This window comes from Streptomyces sp. PKA51 (genome assembly GCF_057552455.1).
On the sequence record NZ_BAAJPZ010000003.1, the window covers coordinates 440,899 to 462,029 of the forward strand.

Sequence of the window (21,131 nt, forward strand, 5' to 3'; positions counted from 1 at the left end):
GCCGGGTGGGGCGCAGGAGGCACGACGCGGGGCGCCTCCCGTCCGCGCGGCCCCTGGCGGGGCCGGCGGGCGGGAGGCGCCTTCGTGGTGCGGGGGCGGGTGCGGATCAGCCGATGGCCCTGATCAGCTCGCCGTCGGGGGTGTCGCCCCCCAGCTCCCAGAAGAACGTGCCGCCCAGGCCCTGACGGTTCTTGTAGGCGACCTTCCCGGCGATCGTCGCGGGGGTGTCGTAGCTCCACCACTCGTCGCCGCACTTGGCGTACGCCGTGCCGCCGACCGTACCGGTGGCCGGACAGCGGGTCTTGAGGATGCGGTAGTCCTCGAAGCCGGCCTCGGAGGTGCCCTTGGCCGGTCCGGTGGCGGTGCCGCCGGGCGCCGACCGGGTCACGCCGCTCCAGCCGCGGCCGTAGAAGCCGATGCCCAGCAGCAGCTTGCCCGCGGGTATGCCGAGCGACTTCAGTTTGCCGATGGTGGAGTCGGTGTCGAAGCCGGCCTTGGGGATGCCGGGGTAGGACGTCAGCGGTGAGTGCGGGGCCGTGGGGCCCTTGGCGTCCCAGGCGCCGAAGTAGTCGTACGTCATGGGGTTGTACCAGTCGACGTACCGGGCGGCGCCCGCGTAGTCCACCGCGTCGATCTTGCCGCCGGCCGAGGCGTCGGCGGTGATGGCCGCGGTGACCAGGTTGCTGCGGCCGAACTTCGCGCGCAGCGCCGCCAGCACCTCGCGGAAGGCGTCACGGCCGCTGGTGTCGCAGGTCAGGCCGCAGGCGTTGGGGTACTCCCAGTCGATGTCGATGCCGTCGAAGACATCGGCCCAGCGCGGGTCCTTCACCAGCCCGTAGCACGACTCGGCGAAGGCGGCGGGGTTCTTCGCGGCCTCGCCGAAGCCGCCGGACCAGGTCCAGCCGCCGAAGGACCAGACCACCTTCAGGCCCGGGTGCAGCTTCTTGAGCTTGCGCAGCTGGTTGAAGTTGCCGCGCAGGGCGCCCTCGTCCCAGGTGTCGGCCTTGCCGTCGACGCTGCCGGCGGCGTCGTAGAACTTGTCGTAGTCGGCGTAGGAGTCGCCGATCGTGCACCTGCCGCCGCTGACGTTGCCGAAGGCGTAGTTGATGTGGGTGAGCCGGGCGGCGGCGCCGGAGGTCTCGATGTTCTTGACGTGGTAACCGCGCTGGTAGACGCCCCAGTTGGTGAAGTAGCCGACGACGCGCCGGCCGGCGGAGGTGTCGGTGGTGTCCGGGGTGTCGTCGGCCGCGCCGGTGGCGGGGGTGGTGGGGGCGGCGGTGGCGGAGCCCGCGGTGAGGCCGCCCGCCAGCAGGGTGGCGCCGGCGGCCAGTGCCGCGAGCCAGGCGCGGGCGCGGTGTCCGTACGGTCTGGGCATGAGGTCTCCTCGGTGGGGGAGAGAAGCGTGCTCTTGACATGGACGCGTTGAACGGTGGGGAAACCGTAGGAGGACTAGACCAATACGGTCAATGGTTCGTACCAAATCCGCCGGGGACCGCGCCCCCGGAGCGGTTTTCCATGAACGGTTTTTCATGATCAGTCAACCCGTGACGCCACGCCCCCGATCGGGCATACTCCAAACCCGCCACAGCCGCAGGTCACGCCCCTCCGAGACCCGGAGCGCGACCATGGACTGGGCATCAACGGTGACGGCGCCGACACCCCGGCGCGCCGGCCGCCGCCGCGCCCGACAGGGAGGAGAGCCGCCTCATGACCGATCACGGCCCACAGCCGGTGGAGCGTCAGCTGCCCACCGAGGAGGCACGCGACCTGATCTCACTCGTCCGCGAGCTGGTGCAGCGGGAGATCAGGCCCCGTGCGGCCGAGGAGGAGGAAGCCGGCCGCTTCCCCCGCGAGGTCTTCCGGCTGCTGTCCGCCTCCGGCCTGCTCGCCCTGCCCTACGCCGAGGAGTTCGGCGGCGGCGACCAGCCGTACGAGGTCTACCTGCAGGTCCTCGAGGAGCTGGCGGCCGCCCGGCTCACCGTCGGCCTCGGGGTGAGCGTCCACACCCTCGCCTGCCACGCCCTCGCCGGCTACGGCACCGAGGAACAGCGGCAGGAGCACCTGCCCGCCATGCTCGGCGGCGGCCTGCTGGGCGCCTACTGCCTGTCCGAACCGGCCGCCGGCTCCGACGCCGCCTCCCTGCGCACGCGCGCCACCCGCAACGGCGACACCTGGACCCTCGAGGGCACCAAGGCCTGGATCACCCACGGCGGCGTCGCCGACTTCTACACCGTCCTCGCCCGCACCGGCGGCCCCGGATCCCACGGCATCACCGCCTTCCTCGTGCCCGGCGACGCGCCCGGCCTCGGCGCCGCCGCGCCCGAGCGGAAGATGGGCATGAAGGGCTCGCCCACCGCCCAACTGCACTTCGACGGCGTCGAGGTCCCCGACGCCCGGCGCATCGGCGAGGAGGGGCAGGGCTTCACCATCGCGCTGTCCGCCCTGGACTCCGGCCGCCTCGGCATCGCCGCCTGCGCCGTCGGCGTCGCCCAGGCCGCCCTCGACGAGGCGCTCGCCTTCGCCGCCGAGCGGCGGCAGTTCGGCCGCCCGATCGCCGACTTCCAGGGCCTGCGCTTCATGCTCGCCGACATGGCCACCCAGATCGAGGCCGGCCGCTCCCTGTACCTCGCGGCGGCCCGGCTGCGGGACGCGGGCCTGCCCTTCGCCAAGCAGGCCGCCATGGCCAAGCTCTTCTGCACCGACGCCGCGATGCGGGTGACCACCGACGCCGTCCAGCTCATGGGCGGCTACGGCTACACCGCCGACTTCCCCGCCGAGCGCTACATGCGCGAGGCGAAGGTCCTGCAGATCGTCGAGGGCACCAACCAGATCCAGCGGATGGTCGTCGCCCGCCACCTGGCCGGCCCCGAGACCCGCTGACCGAACGGAGCGGGCCGGCCACCCGGGAGGTGGCCGGCCCGAACGAACGCGGGATCCCCGTCAGGCGCGGCCGTGCGGCTCGGGCACGCGCAGCGGGCGCGAGCCGGGACCGCCGATGTGCGAGAAGGGCTGCGTCCGCCAGTCCAGCCCCTCCGGCAGCGTCAGCAGCATCGCCGCGTCCAGCTCCTGCGAGTCCAGCGACTCGTCGGCCGGCGCGGCCTCCTCCACCGAGCGCCCCGAACCGGCACACACGGTCAGGCCGAACGGGTTCCACGGGGAGGGGCAGCGGGCGTGCTCCGGCAGCACCTCCTCGTCCGCGAGGAGCGCAATGGGCCGGGCGCAGTCCGGGCACAGGACCCGGAACATCTCGTAGGTCTCGTCGTACGAGCCGAAGTCGCCTTCGCCGTCGTGACCGGCGTGGTCCAGGCTGCTGGGCATAGTGGTCTTCCCCCTCGGATGAACCGGCGGGGCACCCCGGCCCCGGCCACCCGAAGCACTTCCCGCCGGGCGAGTGGCGTAATCGCCGCGTCCGGGAGGACACGGGTGCATACCTGTGGCGTTGGTCACATACCCTGTGCGCCTGCGGCGCCGCCGGCTGTGCCGCGCACGCCACGACACAGTAGGTTGATCCGCGTGGAGGAGCTGGACAAAGAGATCGTGGAACTGCTCGTCAAGGACGGGCGGATGAGCTACACCGACCTGGGCAAGGCCACCGGCCTGTCCACCTCGGCGGTGCATCAGCGGGTGCGCCGGCTCGAACAGCGGGGCGTCATCCGCGGCTACGCCGCCGTCGTCGACCCCGAGGCCGTCGGCCTGCCGCTGACCGCCTTCATCTCGGTGAAGCCCTTCGACCCCAGCGCTCCCGACGACATCGCCGACCGGCTCGCGGAAGTGCCCGAGATCGAGGCCTGCCACAGCGTCGCCGGCGACGAGAACTACATCCTCAAGGTCCGCGTCGCCACCCCGCTGGAGCTCGAACACCTGCTGGCGCGCATCCGCTCTCTGGCGGGCGTCTCCACGCGGACGACGATCGTGCTGTCCACCCCCTACGAGGCGCGCCCCCCGCGGGTGGGGTGACCTGCGCGGGGCCGGGTGGGGAAGCCGGTCACCGCCACGTCACACTAGGTGCCATGACCTCGCGCTCCGAAAAGACCGTGCTCCTGCGCGGCGGTGACGTCCACAGCCCCGCCGACCCGTTCGCCACCGCGATGGTGGTCCAGGGCGACTCCATCGCCTGGGTCGGCTCCGAGGGCGCCGCGGACTCCTTCGCCGACGGCGTCGACGAGGTCGTCCACCTCGAAGGCGCCCTCGTCACCCCCGCCTTCACCGACGCCCATGTGCACACCACCGCCACCGGGCTGGCCCTGACCGGCCTGGACCTGACCGGTGCGGCGGGGCTCGCCCCCGCCCTGGAGCGCATCCGCGCCCACGCCGCCGCCCGGCCCGCGGACCGGGTGCTGCTCGGCCACGGCTGGGACGCCAGCGCCTGGCCCGAGCAGCGGCCCCCGTCCCGCCGGGAGCTGGACGAGGCCACCGGCGGCCGGCCGCTGTACCTCACCCGCGCCGACGTGCACTCCGCCGTCGCCACCACCGCGCTGCTCGACCTCGTCCCCGGCGTGCGCGAGCTGCCCGGTTACGCCCCCGACGCGCCCCTGACCGGCGCCGCCCACCACGCCGTGCGCGCCGCGGCCTACGGCGCCCTGACCCCCGCCCAGCGCACCGAAGCACAGCGCGCCGCGCGCGCCCGCGCCGCCGCCCTGGGCATCGGCTCGCTGCACGAGTGCGCCGGACCGGACATCTCCGGCGAGGACGACCTGACCGGGCTGCTGCGCCTGGCCGCCGAGGAGCCCGGCCCCCGCGTCACCGGCTACTGGGCCGAGGCCGTCACCTCCGCCGCGGACGCGGCGCGCATCCGCGCCCTCGGCGCGGTCGGCGCCGCCGGCGACCTGTTCGCCGACGGCTCCCTCGGCTCGCACACCGCCTGCCTGCACGAGCCCTACGCCGACCGGCCCGGCCACACCGGCACCGCCCAGCTGGACGCCGCCGCCGTCGCCGCCCACGTGACCGCCTGCACCGAGGCCGGTCTGCAGGCCGGCTTCCACGCCATCGGCGACGCCGCCCTGAGCGCCGTCGTCGACGGCGTGCGCGCCGCCGCCGACACGCTCGGCCTCGCCCGCATCCGCGCGGCCCGGCACCGCGTCGAACACGCCGAGATGATGACCCCGGAGCACATCGCGGCCTTCGCCGAACTGGCCCTGACCGCCTCCGTGCAGCCCGCCTTCGACGCCGCCTGGGGCGGCGAGGACGCGCTGTACGCCCGGCGCCTGGGCACCGAGCGCGCCCGCACCCTCAACCCGTACGCGGCCCTGCTGCGCGCCGGCGTGCCGCTCGCGCTCGGCTCCGACAGCCCCGTCACCCCGCTCGACCCCTGGGGCACCGTCCGCGCCGCCGCCTTCCACCGCACGCCCGAGCACCGCATCTCGGTGCGCGCCGCCTTCACCGCGCACACCCGCGGCGGCTGGCGGGCCACCGGCCGGGACGACGCCGGCGTGCTGGTGCCCGGCGCCCCCGCCGACTACGCGATCTGGCGCACCGGCGACCTCGTGGTGCAGGTCCCCGACGACCGCGTCGCCAACTGGTCCACCGACCCCCGCTCCGGCACGCCGGGCCTGCCGGACCTCACCCCCGGCACCGCGCTGCCGGTCTGCCTGCGCACCGTGGTGGCCGGGCACACCGTGTACGCGGGGCCTAACGAGTGACGCCCCACGATCCGCGTACCGCCGAACGATGATCCCGCACCCCGTCGTGCAGCGCCCCGCCCCCGCGCACTGACCTGCTGATTTGGTCAAGGCGCGCTGGTGGCGAGGGTGTTGACACGGTGCGGGCGGCGGCCGGTAGGTTCTCGCTGTCCACCACAGGACGTCCGGTCGGGGTGCCTTCGCACAGTCGTCGAACGCCGCTGGGCCACGGGGCGGTGCGCCGGGACGCGCGCCGCCACTGGGAGCCAGGTCCAGCGCACGGGGGCGGGGGAGGTTCCGCCGGACCGGCAGGTGCGACCCGGGTGGGGCCCGGACGTTCAGTAGACAACGGCTCCCGGCAACCGCAGCCGGCGGTTCCGGGGCCGGCCCGAAGGACGCCGGGTCCCCATTCCGCCCTCCCTCTCCCCGGCGCTCCACCGCCTGCGCCGTTCGAGGTACGGTCAGCTGATACCCCTGACACGCTCCAGGAAGAAGCACCGTGCCCCCCGGTCCCGAAACCACTGAGGAACCCGCCGCGAGCACCCGGCCGGCCACCGGCGCGCCCGCGGCCGACGCGCGCCCGCGCCGGGCCGTGCGCCTGGCCCGGCTCGCCCGCCGCGAGGCCGCGCGCACGGCGCTGGCGGCCCTCGCCGGCGGCTGCCTCGCCGCGGCCTTCCCGCCGTACGACCTGTGGCCGCTCTCGCTCGTGGCCGTGGCCGCCCTGGCCCTGCTCACCCGCGGCCGGACCGCCCGGCAGGGCGCCTGGACGGGCTTCGCCCTCGGGCTGCCGTTCTTCTTCTTCCTGCTGCGCTGGCTGCACGTGGTGGGCTACGACGCGGTCGTGGGCCTGTCGATCGTGGAGGCGGCATTCCTGGCCGTCCTCGGCGCCGGCCTCGCGCGCACCTCCCGGCTGCCGGCCTGGCCGCTGTGGGGCGCCTGCCTGTGGGTGGCCCAGGAGTGGGCGCGCGACCGGCTGCCCTTCGGCGGCTTCCCCTGGGGACGGCTCGCCTTCGCCAACACCGGCTCCGCCTTCACCCCGCTCGCCGCCCTCGGCGGCGCGCCGCTGGTGACCTTCGCCGTGGCCCTGGCGGGCGGCACGCTGGCGTACGCGGCGCTCGCCGCCCGCCGCGCGCTGGGCGCCGGCGGCGGACGGCTGCGGGCCGTGCTGCCGGGCGCCGGCGCGCTGGTGCTCACCGGCTGCCTGATCGGCGCCGGGTACGCCGTGCCCGTGCCCACCCGGGCCGACGACACGGTGGACGTGGCGATCGTCCAGGGCAACGTCGAAAAGCCCGGCATGGACTTCCTCGGCCGCCCGCTGATGGTGCTCGACAATCATGTGGAGGCCACCCTGCAGCTGGCCCGGGACGTGCAGGCGGGCAAGGTCCGCCGGCCCGACCTGGTCATCTGGCCGGAGAACTCCTCCGACCTCGACCCCTTCCAGTACTCCCAGGCCTACGAGCGCATCCAGCGGGCCGTGCAGGCCGTGGGCGTGCCGGTGCTGGTCGGCGCGCTGGTCGACCACCCCGGCAAGCCGGGCTTCATCGACAACAAGGGCATCGTCTGGGACCCGGTGACCGGGCCGGGCGCCTGGTACGCCAAGCAGCACCCGGTGCCGTTCGGCGAGTACGTGCCCTTCCGCGAGCAGCTCGGCAAGGTGATCTCCCGGCTCCAGCGCGTCCCCCGCGACTTCTACCCCGGCGACCGCACCGGCGTGCTGCGGATCGGTCCGGCGCGGCTGGGCGACGTCATCTGCTTCGAGGTCGCCTACGACGGGATCGTCCACGACACCGTCCGCGCCGGCGCCCGCGCCCTGGTCGTGCAGACCAACAACGCCACCTACGGCCGCACCGGGCAGCCCGAGCAGCAGCTGGCGATGTCCAGGCTGCGGGCCATCGAGCACGGCCGGGCCGTGGTCACGGCGGCCACCAGCGGCATCAGCGCGGTCGTCGCGCCCGACGGCAGGGTGCTGCAGCGCAGCGAGGAATTCACGCGTGATGTGATCAGTGCGCGCATCCCCCTGCGGGACGGCACGACGGTCGCCGACCGCGTCGGTGCGGCGCCCGAATGGGCGCTCGCTATCGTGGGACTTCTGTCCTGGGCGGCCGCTCTCCTGATGGGCCGTCGGCTCCGGCCGGAGGGACCCGTACAGAACATGGACAAGAAGGGCCAGCAGTGAACGACGGCGGTCAGCGGAGATTCGGTCCGCTCGGCACGACCTTGGTGATCATCCCGACCTACAACGAGGCGGAGAACATCAAGCCCATCGTCGCCCGGGTGCGCGAGGCCGTACCGGAGGCGCACGTCCTCGTCGCCGACGACAACAGCCCCGACGGCACCGGCAAGCTCGCCGACGAGATGGCGGCCGAGGACGACCACGTCAAGGTGCTGCACCGGCAGGGCAAGGAGGGCCTGGGCGCCGCCTACCTCGCCGGCTTCCGCTGGGGCCTGGAGAACGGCTACGGCGTCCTCGTGGAGATGGACGCCGACGGCTCCCACCAGCCCGAGGAGCTGCCCCGGCTGCTCACCGCGCTCAAGGGCGCCGACCTGGTGCTCGGCTCGCGCTGGGTGCCCGGCGGCCGGGTGGTGAACTGGCCGAAGTCGCGCGAGTTCCTCTCCCGTGGCGGCTCCACCTACTCCCGCCTGATGCTGGACGTGCCCATCCGGGACGTCACCGGCGGCTACCGGGCCTTCCGCCGGGAGACGCTGGAGGGGCTGGGCATGGAGGAGGTCGCCTCGCAGGGCTACTGCTTCCAGGTCGACCTCGCCTGGCGCGCCGTCAAGGCCGGCTTCCACGTCGTGGAGGTGCCCATCACCTTCGTCGAGCGCGAGCTGGGCGACAGCAAGATGAGCCGGGACATCGTCGCCGAGGCGCTGTGGCGCGTCACCTCCTGGGGCATCGGCTCCCGCGTGGCGAAGGTGGGCAAGGCGCTCACCCAGCCGCCGGCGAAGGAGCGCGGACGGTCCGTCAAGGACGGATAAGGACGCCCCGGCCGTATCCGCGCACTGCGGGCACACTTGAGGCATGACGTTCGGAGCACAGCAGGAGACATTGCACAGCCGGCCGCCGCGCCGCGGCCGGGCCCGCAGGCTGGTCCCGCTCGGCGTGGCCGCCTGGGTGGTCCTGGAGGTGTGGCTGCTGACCCTGGTGGCCGACCTGGCCGGCGGCCTTGCGGTGCTCGCCCTGCTGGTGGCCGGCGTGGTCGCCGGCTCGTACGTGATCAAGCGGGCGGGCCGGCGGGCCTGGCAGCGGCTGACGGGCTCCCTGCAGACGCCCGGCTCCGACGGGGCCGCCCCGGCCCCCGGCGAGAGCGGCGGCAACGCCCTGACGATGCTGGGCGGCCTGCTGCTGATCGTGCCGGGCCTGGTCTCGGACGTGGCGGGCCTGCTGTGCCTGTTCCCCCCGACGCGGGCGCTGCTGCGGCGCGCGGGGGAGCGGTGGCTGAGCCGTCCGGGCACCCTCGGCGGGGCGTTCCAGCAGGTGCGCATGCACCAGCCGGACGGCAAGGTCGTCCAGGGTGAAGTGATCCACGAGGACGAGCGCCCCGGCCAGGGCCCCGCAGGCCCGCAGCTGCCGCGGTAGCGGCCGGTAAGGGGCGCGACAAGGTACGAAAGGGCCCGGGCCACTGCGTGAGGCAGTGGCCCGGGCCCTTCGTCGTACGCCGGTGGCGCGCGCCGCCCGCTTTACGCGGACTTGCGCGTGTCCCGCGGATGCACCGCGATGTTCATGGCGCCGGAGCGCAGAACGGCCAGCCGCTCGGCCAGCACCTCCTCCAGCTCCTCGCGGGTGCGTCGCTCCATGAGCATGTCCCAGTGCGTACGCGCGGGCTTGCCCTTCTTCTCCTCAGGACCGTCGCCGTCCACCAGGAGTGCCACGGCGCCGCACGCCTTGCACTCCCACTCCGGCGGAATTTCCGCCTCCACCGAGAACGGCATCTCGAATCGATGGCCGTTCGGGCATGCGTACTCCACCGCCTGGCGCGGGGCCAGATCGATGCCGCGGTCGGTCTCGTAGCTGGTAACCACAAGTCGCGTGCCGCGGAGAGCTCGCTCACTCATGAATCGTGCCTCCCGGGCTTGTCGCCCACAGGACAGGTGTCGCTGTCGTCGTCATCCGGTCAACGTCCGGTCGGCGGTGAAGATTCCCCGTTGAGGGACATGCGTCGCCCGTCGTGCCGCCCCTTGTTGTACCCATCGGCGCCCGTTTTGTCACATCTGGCAATGGTTGTCACCCTGTGCTGCGGCGCTGTGAACGCGCAGTAACGATCCGCCTGGTGGGTCGAAGGCGTACACTACCGGCCCTGCCCGGTCACCACCTAAACCGGGTCCGGAACCGACCGGTCCGACATGACCGGATTCGCCGAATCCGCCGCCTGGCCGGTCCCGGCCGCCCCCGCCGGAGCCGGTGCGAACAGGCGCAGGAAGAACTGGGCCAGCGGCCCGATCCCCAGGGCGAAGACCACCGTGCCCACGCCGACCGAACCGCCCAGCGCGAAGCCGGTCACCAGCACCGACAGCTCGATCGTCGTGCGCACCAGCCGCACCGAGCGCCCCGTGCGCCGGTGCAGCCCGGTCATCAGCCCGTCCCGCGGGCCCGGGCCGAAGCGCGGCGAAATGTACAGTCCCGTCGCCACCGCGCACAGCACCACGGCCAGGAGCAGCAGCGGTATGCGCACCCACAGTGCATCGGGCGCCGGCAGCAGGGCCAAAGTGGCATCGACCACCAGACCGATCACCAGCACGTTGGACACCGTCCCCAGCCCCGGCCGCTGCCGCAGCGGGATCCACAGCAGCAGCACCAGCGCACCCACGGCGATGCCCGCCTCGCCGATCGACAGGCCCGTGTGCCGCGCGACACCCTGGTTGAGCACGCTCCACGGCCCCAGCCCGAGCCCGGCCCGCAGCTGGAGCCCCTCGCTCACCCCGTACAGCACCAGACCGGCGTACAGCATGACCAGCCGGCGCAGCAGCCCCGGCCCGGCCGGTGGCGGCACCGGAACGGACGCGGACGACGGCGCGGCATCGGACGGCTCGGCATCGGGCGCGGACATGAGAATTCCCCCCTGCGGTGGTATCAGTGGCCTGAGACATGACAGTCTGTGGACCGGGTCGAGCACAGATCCATGGCCAATCCCCGAAAGGTGGACCGGAAAAATGAGCCCGTGGACCTCTTCGGTGGGGGCACCCCAGCTGGCACGCCTCCTCGGCTCCCAGAACGGACGCGGCTCCGTCACCCCCCTCGCCGGCCGCCGCACCCCCGCCTACCGCTCCCTGGCCGACGGGGTACGCACCCTCGTGCTCGAAGGCCGCGTCCCCGTCGCCGCCCGCCTCCCCGCCGAACGCGAGCTCGCCGCCGCCCTCGCCGTCAGCCGCACCACCGTGGCCGCCGCCTACGAGGCCCTGCGCGGCGAGGGCTTCCTCGAATCCCGCCGCGGCGCCGGCAGCTGGACGGCCGTACCCGCCGGCAGCCCCCTGCCCACCCGGGCCCTGGACCCGCTGCCCCCCGAGGCCGCCGGCTCCGTCATCGACCTCGGCTGCGCCGCCCTGACCGCCCCCGAGCCCTGGCTCACCCGCGCCGTCCAGGGCGCCCTGGAGGAGCTGCCGCCCTACGCCCACACCCACGGCGACTACCCCGCCGGCCTGCCCGCCCTGCGCAGTGCCCTCGCCGACCGCTACACCGCCCGCGGCATACCGACCATGCCCGAACAGATCATGGTCACCACCGGCGCCATGGGCGCCGTCGCCGCCATCTGCCGCCTGATGGCCGGCCGCGGCGAGCGCGTCGCCGTCGAATCCCCCTCCTACGCCAACGTCCTGCAGCTCATGCGCGAGGCCGGGGCCCGCCTGGTGCCCGTCGCCATGGCCGACGGACTCGCCGGCTGGGACCTCGCCGCCTGGCGCCAGGTGCTGCGCGACGCCGCCCCCCGCATGGCCTACGTCATCGCCGACTTCCACAACCCCACCGGCGCCCTCGCCCCCGAGGAACAGCGCCGCGAGCTCGTCGAGGCCGCCCGGGCCGCCGGCACGCTCCTGGTCGCCGACGAGACCATGTCCGAGCTCGTGCTCGACCCCGACCTGCGGCTCCCGCGGCCCGTGTGCGCCTTCGACCCCGCCGGCAGCGCCGTCATCACCGTCGGCTCCGCCAGCAAGTCCTTCTGGGCCGGCCTGCGCATCGGCTGGGTACGGGCCGCCCCCGACGTCATCCGCGGCCTCGTCGCCGCCCGCGCCTACGCCGACCTCGGCACGCCCGTCCTCGACCAGCTCGCCGTCACCTGGCTGCTGAGCTCCGGCGGCTGGGAGCAGGCCATCGCGCAGCGACGCGAACAAACACGCGAGAACCGCGACGCGCTCGTGGCCGCCGTGCGCCGCCACCTGCCCGAGTGGGAGTTCACCGTGCCCGGCGGCGGCCTGACCCTGTGGGCCCGCACCGGCGGACTGTCCGGCTCGCGCATCGCCGAGGCCGCCGAGCGCCTGGGCGTCCGCGTCCCCTCGGGCCCCCGCTTCGGCGTCGACGGCGCGTTCGAGGGCTATGTGCGGCTGCCCTTCACGGTCGCCGGTGCGGTGGCCGACCAGGCGGCCACGCGCCTGGCGGAAGCCACGCGCCTCGTCGCGAGCGGCGCGGTGGCGGCGGCGGAGATGCCGCGCACGTACGTGGCGTGACCGCCTGCGGCGGGCCTCCCCGGCCCCGCCGGCCGGTGTCCTCAGCCCGCCGCAGGCGTCTGCGTCGGCTCCGGTACGAGCGCCGCCACCGCACGGCGCAACTGCTCCGGCGCCTCCTCGTCGTACGGATCCGGCGTCGCCGGCACCTGCAGCCGGTGCACCGGCCCCGCCCCCACCCGCGCGTACCCCCGCCCCGGCGGCACGCACTCCGGCGGCGTGGTGTGCGGAGCCGTCCCCAGGACGGCCGCGATCTGCTCGGGCGTGAGCGGGCCGAGCACGGCCCGGGCCCGGGTGTGGGTGAACAGCGCCTCGCCGAGGAGGCCGGCGGCCTCGTACTGCTCGCCCACCGCGACGGTGACGTTCGCGGTGCGCCCGTGCCGCAGCGGCACGGTCAGCAGGCCCTGCGGGTCGGCGCGGCCCTCGCCGGCGGCCAGGTGGCCGAGGGCGGCGGGCCGGTCGACGACGATCCACAGGGGCCGGCGGACGTCGTCGGGCGCCGGATGGCCCTGGCGGCGGGCGAAGTTCGCGGCCAGCAGTCGCCGCTCGGTCTCGCGGCAGGCCCATTCGAGGACGGACAGGGCGCCGGCGACGGACGACTCGACGGCGAGGACGCCCTCGCGGCCGGTGAGAAAGGCGTACTCGCCGGTGGCGCCGCCGTCCACGACGACGACGTCGCCGTGCTGCAGGGCCTGCAGGGTCACCGACCGCAGCAGGGTGGTGGTGCCGCTGCCGGCCTGGCCGAGGGCGAGGAGGTGGGGTTCGGTCGAGCGGGGGCCGGTGCGCCAGACGACGGGCGGGGCGTCGCGCAGTTCCTCGCCGTCGGTGACGGGCAGGGTGCGCTGGACGGCGTCGGCGTCGGTGAAGCCCAGCACCGTCTCGCCGGGGGCGGTCACGAAGCGCTGGGCGTGGATGCCGGTGGACAGCGGGGGCAGGGCGGCGAGGGTGAGGCGGTTGTCGGCCTCGTCCCAGTCGAAGCGGTATTCGGGGCCGCGCCCGGCCTTGAGCTGCAGCAGTTGTTCGATCCGGGTGCGGGCCCCGTCCTCGCCGTCGGTGAAGTAGCCGGGGTAGCGCAGCCGCAGCCCGGTGAGCCGGCCGTGCTCGTCGAAGGCGTGCTCGTCGAAGGCGGTCCGCCAGTCGCCGCCGTGCTCGTACAGCGGCCGGGGGTCCTGGGGCGCGGAGAAGTAGGGCACGAGCGCCTCGTAGAGGGCCTGCAGCCGGGTGCTCTCGGGTGTGTCCGGCCGGGCGGCGGCGGTGCGGGGCCCGTGCTCGGCGGCCCGGGCCTGCCCGCGTCCGGCCCAGGCGCCGGCTGCGAGCAGGGCCGCGGTGCCCAGGGTGGGGCCGTAGGGCACGAGGGCGACGATGACCAGGCAGGAGGCGGCGAGCAGCAGGGCCGGGCCGCGCCGGTCCCGGGGGGTCCGCTCCCATGTGCGGCGCCCGCGCCCGGCCAGGGCGCGCAGTCCGCGCAGGACGACGAGCAGGGGATGCAGGACGTCCCTGGCGCTGTCGGCGGCGGTACGCGCAAGGTCGCGGCCCCGGGGGGACGCGGGGGCGGGCGTCAGTGTGCGGGGCAGTGCTCGCCGGCCCACGTCGGCCTCCTCTTCAGGCTCGTCAGAACTTGATCCCGCCGAGCAGGTCGGCCAGGCTCGCCCCGCCGGCCCGGATGCTGGGGGCGATCCCGGTCCCGGAGAGGTAGAAGCCGAACAGGGCGCAGATGATGCCGTGCGATGCCTTGAGGTTGTCCTTGCGGAAGAACAGGAACACGACGACACCGAGCAGTACGACGCCCGAGATGGAGAGGATCATGGGAATCTCCTGGGAACTGGGGGGCGGTCACCTCAAGTCCCTCCAGCTTCACAGAAAGTATTAATACGGCAACCGGTGATACACCCGTACGGAGGATGACAGACCATGCCCGAGCAGATGCCCGCGTCCGAAGAGCCCGCACACGACCCGGAGGTGCTCCAGCTCGCGGCCAAGGTCTTCGACCTGGCGCGGCACGGGGACACCGACACCCTCGCCGCCTACGTGGACGCCGGTGTTCCGGTGAATCTCACCAACGACAAGGGCGATTCCCTGGTCATGCTCGCCGCCTACCACGGTCATCCGGCGACCGTCACCGCCCTGCTGGAGCGCGGCGCCGACCCCGACCGGCCCAACGACCGCGGCCAGACCCCCCTGGCCGGAGCCGTCTTCAAGGGCGAGCAGGAGGTCGTGCGCCTCCTCGTCGCACACGGCGCCGACCCGGCGGCCGGAGTGCCCTCCGCCCTGGACACCGCCGCGATGTTCGCCCGCCAGGACCTGCTGGAGCTCCTGCAGGGCAAGTAGGAAACCCGCGGAACCCCGGACGGCTCCCGGCACCCCCCCGGGAGCCGCCCCCGATACGACGGCTTCTTAAAACCTTCTTAAGCCCGTTCGTTATCAACTCCCCATGACCTTCCTGAACTCCAGCCGCACCGCCCGCGCGGCCGCCGTGGCGCTTGCGGTCACCCTGCCCTGTCTCACCCTTGCCGCCCCTGTGCACGCCGCGCCGCGCCCTGCGGGGGACGTGCGGGTGCACGAGCAGTCCGTGGAGGTGCCCGTCAGGGGCGGGACCGCCGTCGTCGACGCCGCGACGCTGCGCGTGACCGCCCGTACCGACGCGGGGGCCACCTGGGAGATGTCCGCGCCCGCGGCGGGCGCGCTCGGTGCGCCCGGCCGCATCACGACCACGGCCGGCGGCGCCCGGTGGAGCTACGCGCACAGCGGGCTGACCGTCTCCGTGCGCGCCGAGGCCGGTCGCCTGGTGGTGGACGTGCAGTCCACCGGCAGCGCCGACCGCACCCTGCAGTGGCCCGTCACCGGCGCCGACCCCGCGGTCACGGCGCTGCAACTGCCGCGCGGCGAGGGCCTGTCCATACCCGTGGGCGACCGCTTCTGGAACTCGCCCGCCGCCGGTCTCGCCGGCAGCAGCACCGCCGTTGCCGGCGGGCTCTCCCTGCCTCTGTGGGGCTACTCCGCCGGCCGTACCGGCGCCAGCTACCTGGTCCCCACCGACATCGGCACCGAGCTGCGGATCGCCTCCGACCGGGGCCGGCTGCGCACCACCGCCGTCCACTCCTTCTCCCGGGCCGAGGGCACCACCGGCTACACCGTCACCCTCGCCCTGACCGACGGCTCCCCGGTCGCCCCCGCGCTGGACTACCGCGCCTGGCTGAAGGAGCACGGGCACCTGGGCAGCCTCAAGCGCAAGATTGCGGCCGTGCCGGCCAACGGCAAGCTGCTCGGCGCCTTCCACGCCTACCTGTGGGGACAGGCCCGCACCGCCGAGGGGGTGGGTGCGCTGCGCTCCCTCGGCGTGGATCGCATGTGGCTCGGCTACGACGCCGGCGACGACCCCATGGACGCCGCCGCCGTCACCGCCGCCAAGAAGGCCGGCTACCTCGTCGGCCCGTACGACTCCTTCGCCAACGGTCAGAAGCCCGAGACCTCCGACAGCCCCACCTCCGCCTGGCCGGACGGCATCTACCCCGGCTACTGCGTCCAGAGGGCCGACGGCAAGCCCGAGCCCGGCTTCCACGACCGCGGCTGCTACATGAGCTCGCAGGCGTTCGAGCAGGCCGAGCCGACCCGCCACTACCTCGACAAGCGCACCCGCGCGATGACGGCGAACGGCGCCGAGTCCTACTTCCTCGACGTGGACGCGGCCGGCGAGTTCTTCCGCGACCACAGCAGCGCCCACCCCATGACCAAGGCGCAGGATCGCGCCAACCGCCTGGCCCGGATGCAGCGCATCACCGACGGCAGGCGTCTGGCCCTCGGCTCGGAGTCCGCCGGGGCCTGGGCCAACGAGGTCCTCTCCTACGACCACGGCTCCGGCACCCCCGTCCACGACGGCCTGTGGGCCGCCGAGCGGGACAGGAAGAACTGGGGCGGCTACACCCCCGCCAAGGCGCCCGACGTCTTCTTCAAGCCCGCCGAGCTCCCGGCGGACGTCGCCAAGGCCATGTACGACCCCACCTACCGCGTCCCGCTGTTCGAGACGGCCCTGCACGACTCCCTGGTCAACGTCGAGCGCTGGGAGCTGCCGTACGACAAGCTGCCGCGGCAGAAGACCGACCGGGCGCTGCTGGCGATGCTCTACAACACGCCGCTGAACTTCGTCATCGGCACCGGCACGCTGCAGAAGCAGGGCAGCGAACTGGCGGCCCTGCAGAAGTACTTCTCGCCCCTGCACAAGGCGGCCGGCACCGAGCCGATGACGTCCTTCCGCACCCTCACCGGCGACCGCACCGTGCAGCGCACGACCTTCGGCGACGGCACGCTCACGGTGACGGCGAACTTCGGCACCGGCGCGTACGAGGGGCTGCCGGGCGGCTGCGTCGACGCCAAGCTCAAGGGCGACAAGGAGCCGCGCCGCCTGTGCCCGGCGGACGTCAACCGGTGAGGGACGCACCGGTGACGGGGCCCCCGGACGCGAGCACCGTCTCCACGGTGTCCGCGTCCTCGGGGCGCTTGTCCTCCCGGTAGCGCACCACCCGGGCGAAGCGCAGGGTGACGCCGGCCGGGTAGCGCGGGGAGCGCTGGATGCCGTCGTAGGCGATCTCCACCACCAGCTCGGGCCGCACCGTCACCGTGAAACCGTCGTCGCTCACGGCGAGTTCGCGCAGGCGCTGCGTCTGCCAGGCCAGCATCGCGTCCGTCATGCCCTTGAAGGTCTTGCCGAGCATCGCGAAGGAGCCGTCGGGGCGGCGGGCGCCGAGGTGGATGTTGGACAGGCTGCCGCGGCGCCGGCCGTGCCCCCACTCGGCGGCCAGCACCACCAGGTCGAGGGTGTGCACGGGCTTGACCTTCAGCCAGGAGGCGCCGCGTCGGCCGGCGGTGTACGGCGCGTCCAGGGCCTTGACCACGACGCCCTCGTGGCCGCGCCGGAGCACCTCGCGCAGGAAGGCGCGGGCGGCCGCGCGGGCCGCGGCGTCGGCGGGGTCCGGCACGGTCAGCCGGCGTACGCGCAGCGGTCCGGGCACCACCTGGGCGAGCACCGCGTGGCGCTCGGCGGCCGGCAGGTCGAGCAGGTCGCGGCCGGCGACGGACAGGGCGTCGAAGAACACCGGCGACAGCGGAAGGGCCCGGCCCGCGGCCGCCACGTCCAGGCGGGAGCCGACCCGGCCGGCCACGTCCTGGAACGGGTGCGGGCGTCCGGCCGCATCCAGGGCGATCACCTCCCCGTCCAGCACCGCCGAGGACACCGGCAACGCCAGCGCCTGCTCGGCCAGTTCCGGCAGGCGTTCGGTGATCTCGTCGAGGGTGCGGGTGTAGACGTGCACCCGGTCGCCGTCCCGGTGCACCTGGACCCGGATGCCGTCCAGCTTCTCCTCCACCGCGCACGGGCCGAGCCGGTCCAGGGCCTCGTCGACGTCCTTGGCGCTCTGCGCCAGCATCGGCAGCACCGGCCGGCCCACCTCCAGGCGGAACCGCTCCAGCGCCGCCGGGCCCTGCGCCAGCAGCTCCCGCGCCACCGCCCCCAGCGACCCGCCGAGCATCACCGCGCGCCGCACCTCGGCGGCGCCGGCGCCCGTGGCGGCCGCCAGGCCCTCGACGGCCAGGGCGTCCAGGGCGCCCTGGCGCAGCTCCCCGACGATCAGCCGCACCAGGAAGTCCTGCTCCGCGGCCGTGGCGGCGCCCAGCAGCCCGGTGAGCAGCCGTTGCCGCTCGGCCCGGGCGCCCGGGCCCGCGACCGCCGCGAGGGCGTGAAGCGTGCGGTCCACCTCCCGTACGGTCAAGGTGGGCTCCGCGGCCGGCGGCGGGGGGTGGCGCAGGGCGCTCCAGCCGACGCCGGTACGGCGCTGGGGGAGCCGGCCCGCCAGGTAGGGGATGACGACGGGGGCGTCGTCCGGCTCGGCGCGCCGGAACAGCTCCGCCAGCAGCGCGGTCTTCTCCGTCCGGGCGGTGGTGGCCGCGACCTGCCCGGAGACCCGCGCGACCTCGGCCAGCAGCATGCCCCCATCGTCCCCCGGGAAGCACCGCGGCGCCCGCCATCGGGGTCACGGTGGGTGATGTCGCGCACACTTCGTGGAAGGGACGTAACCGGCCGGTGCCGCCCCGAGTTGCCCTACCGGCACCGCCGGATCGACCACCGCAGGGTCGACCACCCGCAGGATCGACGACGCAGGACGGAGCAGTGGTTCAGCGATGAGCAAGCGCCAGAAGGGCCGCCGGCACCGCACGGTCAACCGCACCCCCCGCCCCGTGCGCTCCTCCCCGGCCCGCACGGCGACCGGGCCCGGGCCCCGCACCCTGGGCCGCCACGAGGCGCGCACCTGGGAGAGGCTGTGCGCCACCGGCACCGGGGGCGCGTCGGTCGAGGAGCTGAGCGCGGCGGTGGGCTACCAGGCGCGCACCATCCTCAAGCACATGACCGGCCTGTCCGGCCAGGGCCTGGCCGAACTCCGCGGCGACCGCTGGTACGCGGCCGGAACCGGCCGCTGACGACCGGGCCCGTGGGGGCGGCGCAGGGGCGCTACGCCCGCCGGTACGGCCGGTACCCGATGCGCAGGCGCCCCGTGTCCAGCGCGTACGGCAGCGGCCGCGCCGGCCCCAGCCGTACGCCCGCCACTGCCAGCTCCCCGCCGCGCAGGAACTCCGCGACGAACCCCGTGGCCAGCAGCAGCCCCACCTCCATGCCGCTGCACCGCGCCTCGCCCCGCCCGAACGGGCTCGTGGCCCAGTCGGCCGGGGCCGGGCCGTCCAGCCACGTCTCGGGCGCGAAGCGGTGCGCATGCTCCAGCCGCTCGGCGTCCCGGGCGTGGAAGCCCGCGGGCACCAGCACGTCGATGCCGCCGGGGGCCACCGCCGAGCGCCAGCGCGTCTCGCCGGTGGTGCGCCGCACCAGCTGCGGCACCGGGGGCCACAGCCGCACCGCGTCCAGGACGCACGCCCGCAGGTACGGCATGTCCCGGAAACCCGGCACCGTGGGGGTGGCGTGCCGCCGGTCGGCCTCGCGGACCTCCTGCGCGGCGCGCCGGTGCTGCTCCGGGTGCGTGGCCAGCAGGGTCAGGGTGCGCACCACCGCCGCGTGCACCGGCCCCAGCGCCATGAACCACTGGGCCACCTGCCCCTCGGGGGCGGTCTCGGGCCCGCGGGGCGCGGTGCGGAAGAGCCCGGCCAGGCTCCGCGGATCGGCCTCGCACAGATAGCGCGCCTGACGCTGCATCATCGCCCGCCGCAGGCGGCGGGTGCGCCGGGCCCACCGGGGCCGGGCGCCCAGCCAGTTGGCCTCGGCGAGCAGGGCGTCGAGCAGGCGCGAGAACTCCAGGTCGTCGGCGGCCGCCTCGCCGAGGAAACAGCGCCGCCCCATGCGCTCGATCCGCTCGCGCAGCTGCTCCTGCGAGAGCCCGGCCTCCGCCTCGGGCCCGAGCAGGGCCCTGGCCTCCTGGGCGGCGATGCGCAGGAAGTGCCCGCCGAGCCGGTGCACTTCGCTGCCCGCGTCCAGCACCGCGTCGTTGAAGGCGCGCCGCGCGGTGCGCTGGCGGCCGTGCGAGGCGAGCAGCGACTGCGGCTGCACGGCGGCGAAGCCGCGCACCTTGTGCCGGGTGTCGACGGCGTAGAGCGCGACCGGGCCGTCGAGCACCTGCCGGACGTCCTCGGCGTCGAGCACGAGCAGGGCGGGGCCGGACAGGCCGCGCACCCGCACCGGGCCACGGCCGTGCCGCCGGCGCAGGGCCTGCAGCAGCTGCGCCCCGCGCCGCTCGGGCTCCGCGCGGGCCACGAGGCGGGCGAGCCGGGGACGGGTGCGGAAGATTCCGCGGGCGTACTCGGGCAGGAAGCAGCACAGGGCGAGCCGGAGGTTCTCGCCCGGGGAGGCCGCGGGCAGGGCCCGGGTGGGGGCCGGGTCGGCGGAGCCCGGGGTGCCGCACACGGTCGCGGTCGTCATGCCTGACACCTCTTGCGGTTCTGGGGGCCGGTGGGGGAGGGGAGCATTGCCACTTCCCGGCCGGCGAACCGGGGCCGCCGAAGATCAGCTGAGTATTCATCCGAGCGAGTGAATACCCTCTGGCCTGCGTTCTCTTGCCGCCGCGCGGCTTCTACCGTCGCCCGCATGCCTGACATGGATGAGATCATCCGACGTATTCGCCTGGACATGAACACGGAGCTGCGCAAGCGGGCCCGCCGGGCCCAGGACGCCCCGTCGGGCTGGGCCGTGCGGGGTGAGGGCGGCGAGGGCCGCGGCCAACTGCCCGCGCACGACCCGGTGACCGCCGGGCCGGACCGGCAGCCGGCCGACCGGCCGCCCGGCCTCGGCCGGGCCTGACGGCCGCGCACGACGGGGCCGGGCCGCGACCGCACGCGGCCCCACCGCCCGGAGCAGCGGGCGGCGGGGCCTTGGGGAAGGGGACCCGGTTCCGGTGGGAGGGGCCGGTGCGGTGCCGGGTGCGCGCCGGTGTCAGCGGCGCGCGCGCCTGACTCCCATGCCCGCCAGGGCCAGGGCGACCAGGCAGCCCACGGCACCGACGATGACGTTGCTGACCGCGGCCCCGGTGGTGAAGGGATGGCCCGAGACGACCCACGGGGTGATGATCGTCCAGACGGCCAGGCACAGCGCGGCCCAGCTCATGGCGTGCGTGCGCTCGTAGGCGTGGCCGAATCCACCGACCAGGCAGGCGAAGGCGATGCCCGTGATCAGGTTGTTGACCGACAGGGTCGTGGCGCCGTTGAAGCCCACGATCCACGGTGAAGCGGCCAGGTACACGCCGCACAGGAGCGCGAGGGCCTCGACGGCCTGGGCGACGGGGGTCGACGTCGTCTCCTCGGAGTAGGCGCGGAGCGCCACGATGTCCGGGTGCTGGTCGATCCGCGGCGACGTAGGGGCGGTCACGTCAG

At 74.7% G+C, this 21,131-nt stretch carries 20 protein-coding genes; 11 read left to right on the plus strand and 9 right to left on the minus strand.

The genetic code is table 11. The features are described from left to right. Nucleotides 1–106: 106 nt before the first annotated feature. Nucleotides 107–1,375, minus strand: coding sequence for a glycoside hydrolase family 18 protein (locus AC27L3_RS06995; protein ID WP_487233129.1), 1,269 nt, complete (start codon nucleotides 1,373–1,375; stop codon nucleotides 107–109). Between the two features lie 332 nt (nucleotides 1,376–1,707). Here AC27L3_RS06995 and AC27L3_RS07000 point away from each other — a divergent pair, with 332 nt between their 5' ends. Further along, complete coding sequence (locus AC27L3_RS07000; protein WP_487233130.1) at nucleotides 1,708–2,880, plus strand: acyl-CoA dehydrogenase family protein; 1,173 nt, start codon at nucleotides 1,708–1,710, stop codon at nucleotides 2,878–2,880. A gap of 60 nt (nucleotides 2,881–2,940) precedes the next feature. On the opposite strand, the gene AC27L3_RS07005 is transcribed toward AC27L3_RS07000, so the two are convergent. Next, nucleotides 2,941–3,318 carry a hypothetical protein gene (locus tag AC27L3_RS07005; RefSeq protein WP_487233131.1) on the minus strand — a complete coding sequence of 126 codons (378 nt, stop codon included), beginning with the start codon at nucleotides 3,316–3,318 and terminating at the stop codon, nucleotides 2,941–2,943. A 195-nt stretch (nucleotides 3,319–3,513) separates the two neighbouring features. Here AC27L3_RS07005 and AC27L3_RS07010 point away from each other — a divergent pair, with 195 nt between their 5' ends. The 5 genes from AC27L3_RS07010 (at nucleotide 3,514) to fxsA (ending at nucleotide 9,198) form a co-directional block, all read left to right on the plus strand. Then, nucleotides 3,514–3,957 carry an Lrp/AsnC family transcriptional regulator gene (locus AC27L3_RS07010; protein ID WP_344433990.1) on the plus strand — a complete coding sequence of 148 codons (444 nt, stop codon included), beginning with the start codon at nucleotides 3,514–3,516 and terminating at the stop codon, nucleotides 3,955–3,957. Nucleotides 3,958–4,010: 53 nt separating this feature from the next. After that, entirely contained in the window at nucleotides 4,011–5,639 is a 1,629-nt protein-coding gene (locus tag AC27L3_RS07015; protein WP_487233132.1) for an amidohydrolase, read from the plus strand. A 478-nt stretch (nucleotides 5,640–6,117) separates the two neighbouring features. Next, nucleotides 6,118–7,794, plus strand: coding sequence for an apolipoprotein N-acyltransferase (gene lnt / locus AC27L3_RS07020; RefSeq protein WP_487233133.1), 1,677 nt, complete (start codon nucleotides 6,118–6,120; stop codon nucleotides 7,792–7,794). Continuing rightward, nucleotides 7,791–8,597 carry a polyprenol monophosphomannose synthase gene (locus AC27L3_RS07025; RefSeq protein WP_487233134.1) on the plus strand — a complete coding sequence of 269 codons (807 nt, stop codon included), beginning with the start codon at nucleotides 7,791–7,793 and terminating at the stop codon, nucleotides 8,595–8,597. The genes lnt and AC27L3_RS07025 overlap by 4 nt, the downstream gene beginning before the upstream one ends. Nucleotides 8,598–8,640: 43 nt before the next feature. Beyond that, complete coding sequence (fxsA, locus tag AC27L3_RS07030) at nucleotides 8,641–9,198, plus strand: FxsA family membrane protein (protein ID WP_487233135.1); 558 nt, start codon at nucleotides 8,641–8,643, stop codon at nucleotides 9,196–9,198. 101 nt (nucleotides 9,199–9,299) lie between these two features. Here the strand turns inward: fxsA and AC27L3_RS07035 are convergent, their stop codons facing one another. Both AC27L3_RS07035 and yczE read right to left on the minus strand, forming a co-directional pair. After that, nucleotides 9,300–9,674 carry an RNA polymerase-binding protein RbpA gene (locus AC27L3_RS07035; RefSeq protein ID WP_004948858.1) on the minus strand — a complete coding sequence of 125 codons (375 nt, stop codon included), beginning with the start codon at nucleotides 9,672–9,674 and terminating at the stop codon, nucleotides 9,300–9,302. 257 nt (nucleotides 9,675–9,931) lie between these two features. Next, nucleotides 9,932–10,567, minus strand: coding sequence for a membrane protein YczE (gene yczE, locus AC27L3_RS07040; RefSeq protein WP_487233178.1), 636 nt, complete (start codon nucleotides 10,565–10,567; stop codon nucleotides 9,932–9,934). Between the two features lie 202 nt (nucleotides 10,568–10,769). Here yczE and AC27L3_RS07045 point away from each other — a divergent pair, with 202 nt between their 5' ends. Then, on the plus strand, nucleotides 10,770–12,275 hold the full coding sequence (locus tag AC27L3_RS07045; RefSeq protein ID WP_487233136.1) for an SCO1417 family PLP biosynthesis transcription factor: 1,506 nt from the start codon (nucleotides 10,770–10,772) through the stop codon (nucleotides 12,273–12,275). Between the two features lie 41 nt (nucleotides 12,276–12,316). On the opposite strand, the gene AC27L3_RS07050 is transcribed toward AC27L3_RS07045, so the two are convergent. Both AC27L3_RS07050 and AC27L3_RS07055 read right to left on the minus strand, forming a co-directional pair. Continuing rightward, on the minus strand, nucleotides 12,317–13,861 hold the full coding sequence (locus AC27L3_RS07050; protein WP_487233137.1) for a hypothetical protein: 1,545 nt from the start codon (nucleotides 13,859–13,861) through the stop codon (nucleotides 12,317–12,319). 22 nt (nucleotides 13,862–13,883) lie between these two features. Next, complete coding sequence (locus tag AC27L3_RS07055; RefSeq protein ID WP_344440042.1) at nucleotides 13,884–14,078, minus strand: hypothetical protein; 195 nt, start codon at nucleotides 14,076–14,078, stop codon at nucleotides 13,884–13,886. A 105-nt stretch (nucleotides 14,079–14,183) separates the two neighbouring features. Here AC27L3_RS07055 and AC27L3_RS07060 point away from each other — a divergent pair, with 105 nt between their 5' ends. Further along, complete coding sequence (locus AC27L3_RS07060) at nucleotides 14,184–14,600, plus strand: ankyrin repeat domain-containing protein (protein ID WP_365968726.1); 417 nt, start codon at nucleotides 14,184–14,186, stop codon at nucleotides 14,598–14,600. Between the two features lie 103 nt (nucleotides 14,601–14,703). Then, complete coding sequence (locus AC27L3_RS07065) at nucleotides 14,704–16,698, plus strand: glycoside hydrolase (protein ID WP_487233138.1); 1,995 nt, start codon at nucleotides 14,704–14,706, stop codon at nucleotides 16,696–16,698. Here AC27L3_RS07065 and AC27L3_RS07070 read toward each other — a convergent pair. Then, nucleotides 16,688–18,250: an ATP-dependent DNA ligase gene (locus tag AC27L3_RS07070; protein WP_487233139.1), complete on the minus strand. Its 1,563-nt coding sequence runs from the start codon at nucleotides 18,248–18,250 to the stop codon at nucleotides 16,688–16,690. The genes AC27L3_RS07065 and AC27L3_RS07070 overlap by 11 nt on opposite strands. 193 nt (nucleotides 18,251–18,443) lie before the next feature. Between AC27L3_RS07070 and AC27L3_RS07075 the strand changes: the two genes are divergently transcribed. Further along, nucleotides 18,444–18,740 carry a hypothetical protein gene (locus AC27L3_RS07075; RefSeq protein WP_487233140.1) on the plus strand — a complete coding sequence of 99 codons (297 nt, stop codon included), beginning with the start codon at nucleotides 18,444–18,446 and terminating at the stop codon, nucleotides 18,738–18,740. 31 nt (nucleotides 18,741–18,771) lie between these two features. Here the strand turns inward: AC27L3_RS07075 and AC27L3_RS07080 are convergent, their stop codons facing one another. Beyond that, the gene (locus AC27L3_RS07080; RefSeq protein WP_487233141.1) at nucleotides 18,772–20,184 is read right to left on the minus strand and encodes a cytochrome P450; all 1,413 of its coding nucleotides are present in this window, start codon (nucleotides 20,182–20,184) and stop codon (nucleotides 18,772–18,774) included. A 165-nt stretch (nucleotides 20,185–20,349) separates the two neighbouring features. Here AC27L3_RS07080 and AC27L3_RS07085 point away from each other — a divergent pair, with 165 nt between their 5' ends. Further along, nucleotides 20,350–20,562, plus strand: a complete 213-nt coding sequence (locus tag AC27L3_RS07085; RefSeq protein ID WP_487233142.1) for a hypothetical protein — start codon at nucleotides 20,350–20,352, stop codon at nucleotides 20,560–20,562. Nucleotides 20,563–20,694: 132 nt separating this feature from the next. Here the strand turns inward: AC27L3_RS07085 and AC27L3_RS07090 are convergent, their stop codons facing one another. Continuing rightward, nucleotides 20,695–21,126 (minus strand): SPW repeat protein, encoded by a 432-nt coding sequence (locus AC27L3_RS07090; RefSeq protein WP_365968720.1) that lies wholly within the window; start codon nucleotides 21,124–21,126, stop codon nucleotides 20,695–20,697. Nucleotides 21,127–21,131: the final 5 nt, after the last annotated feature.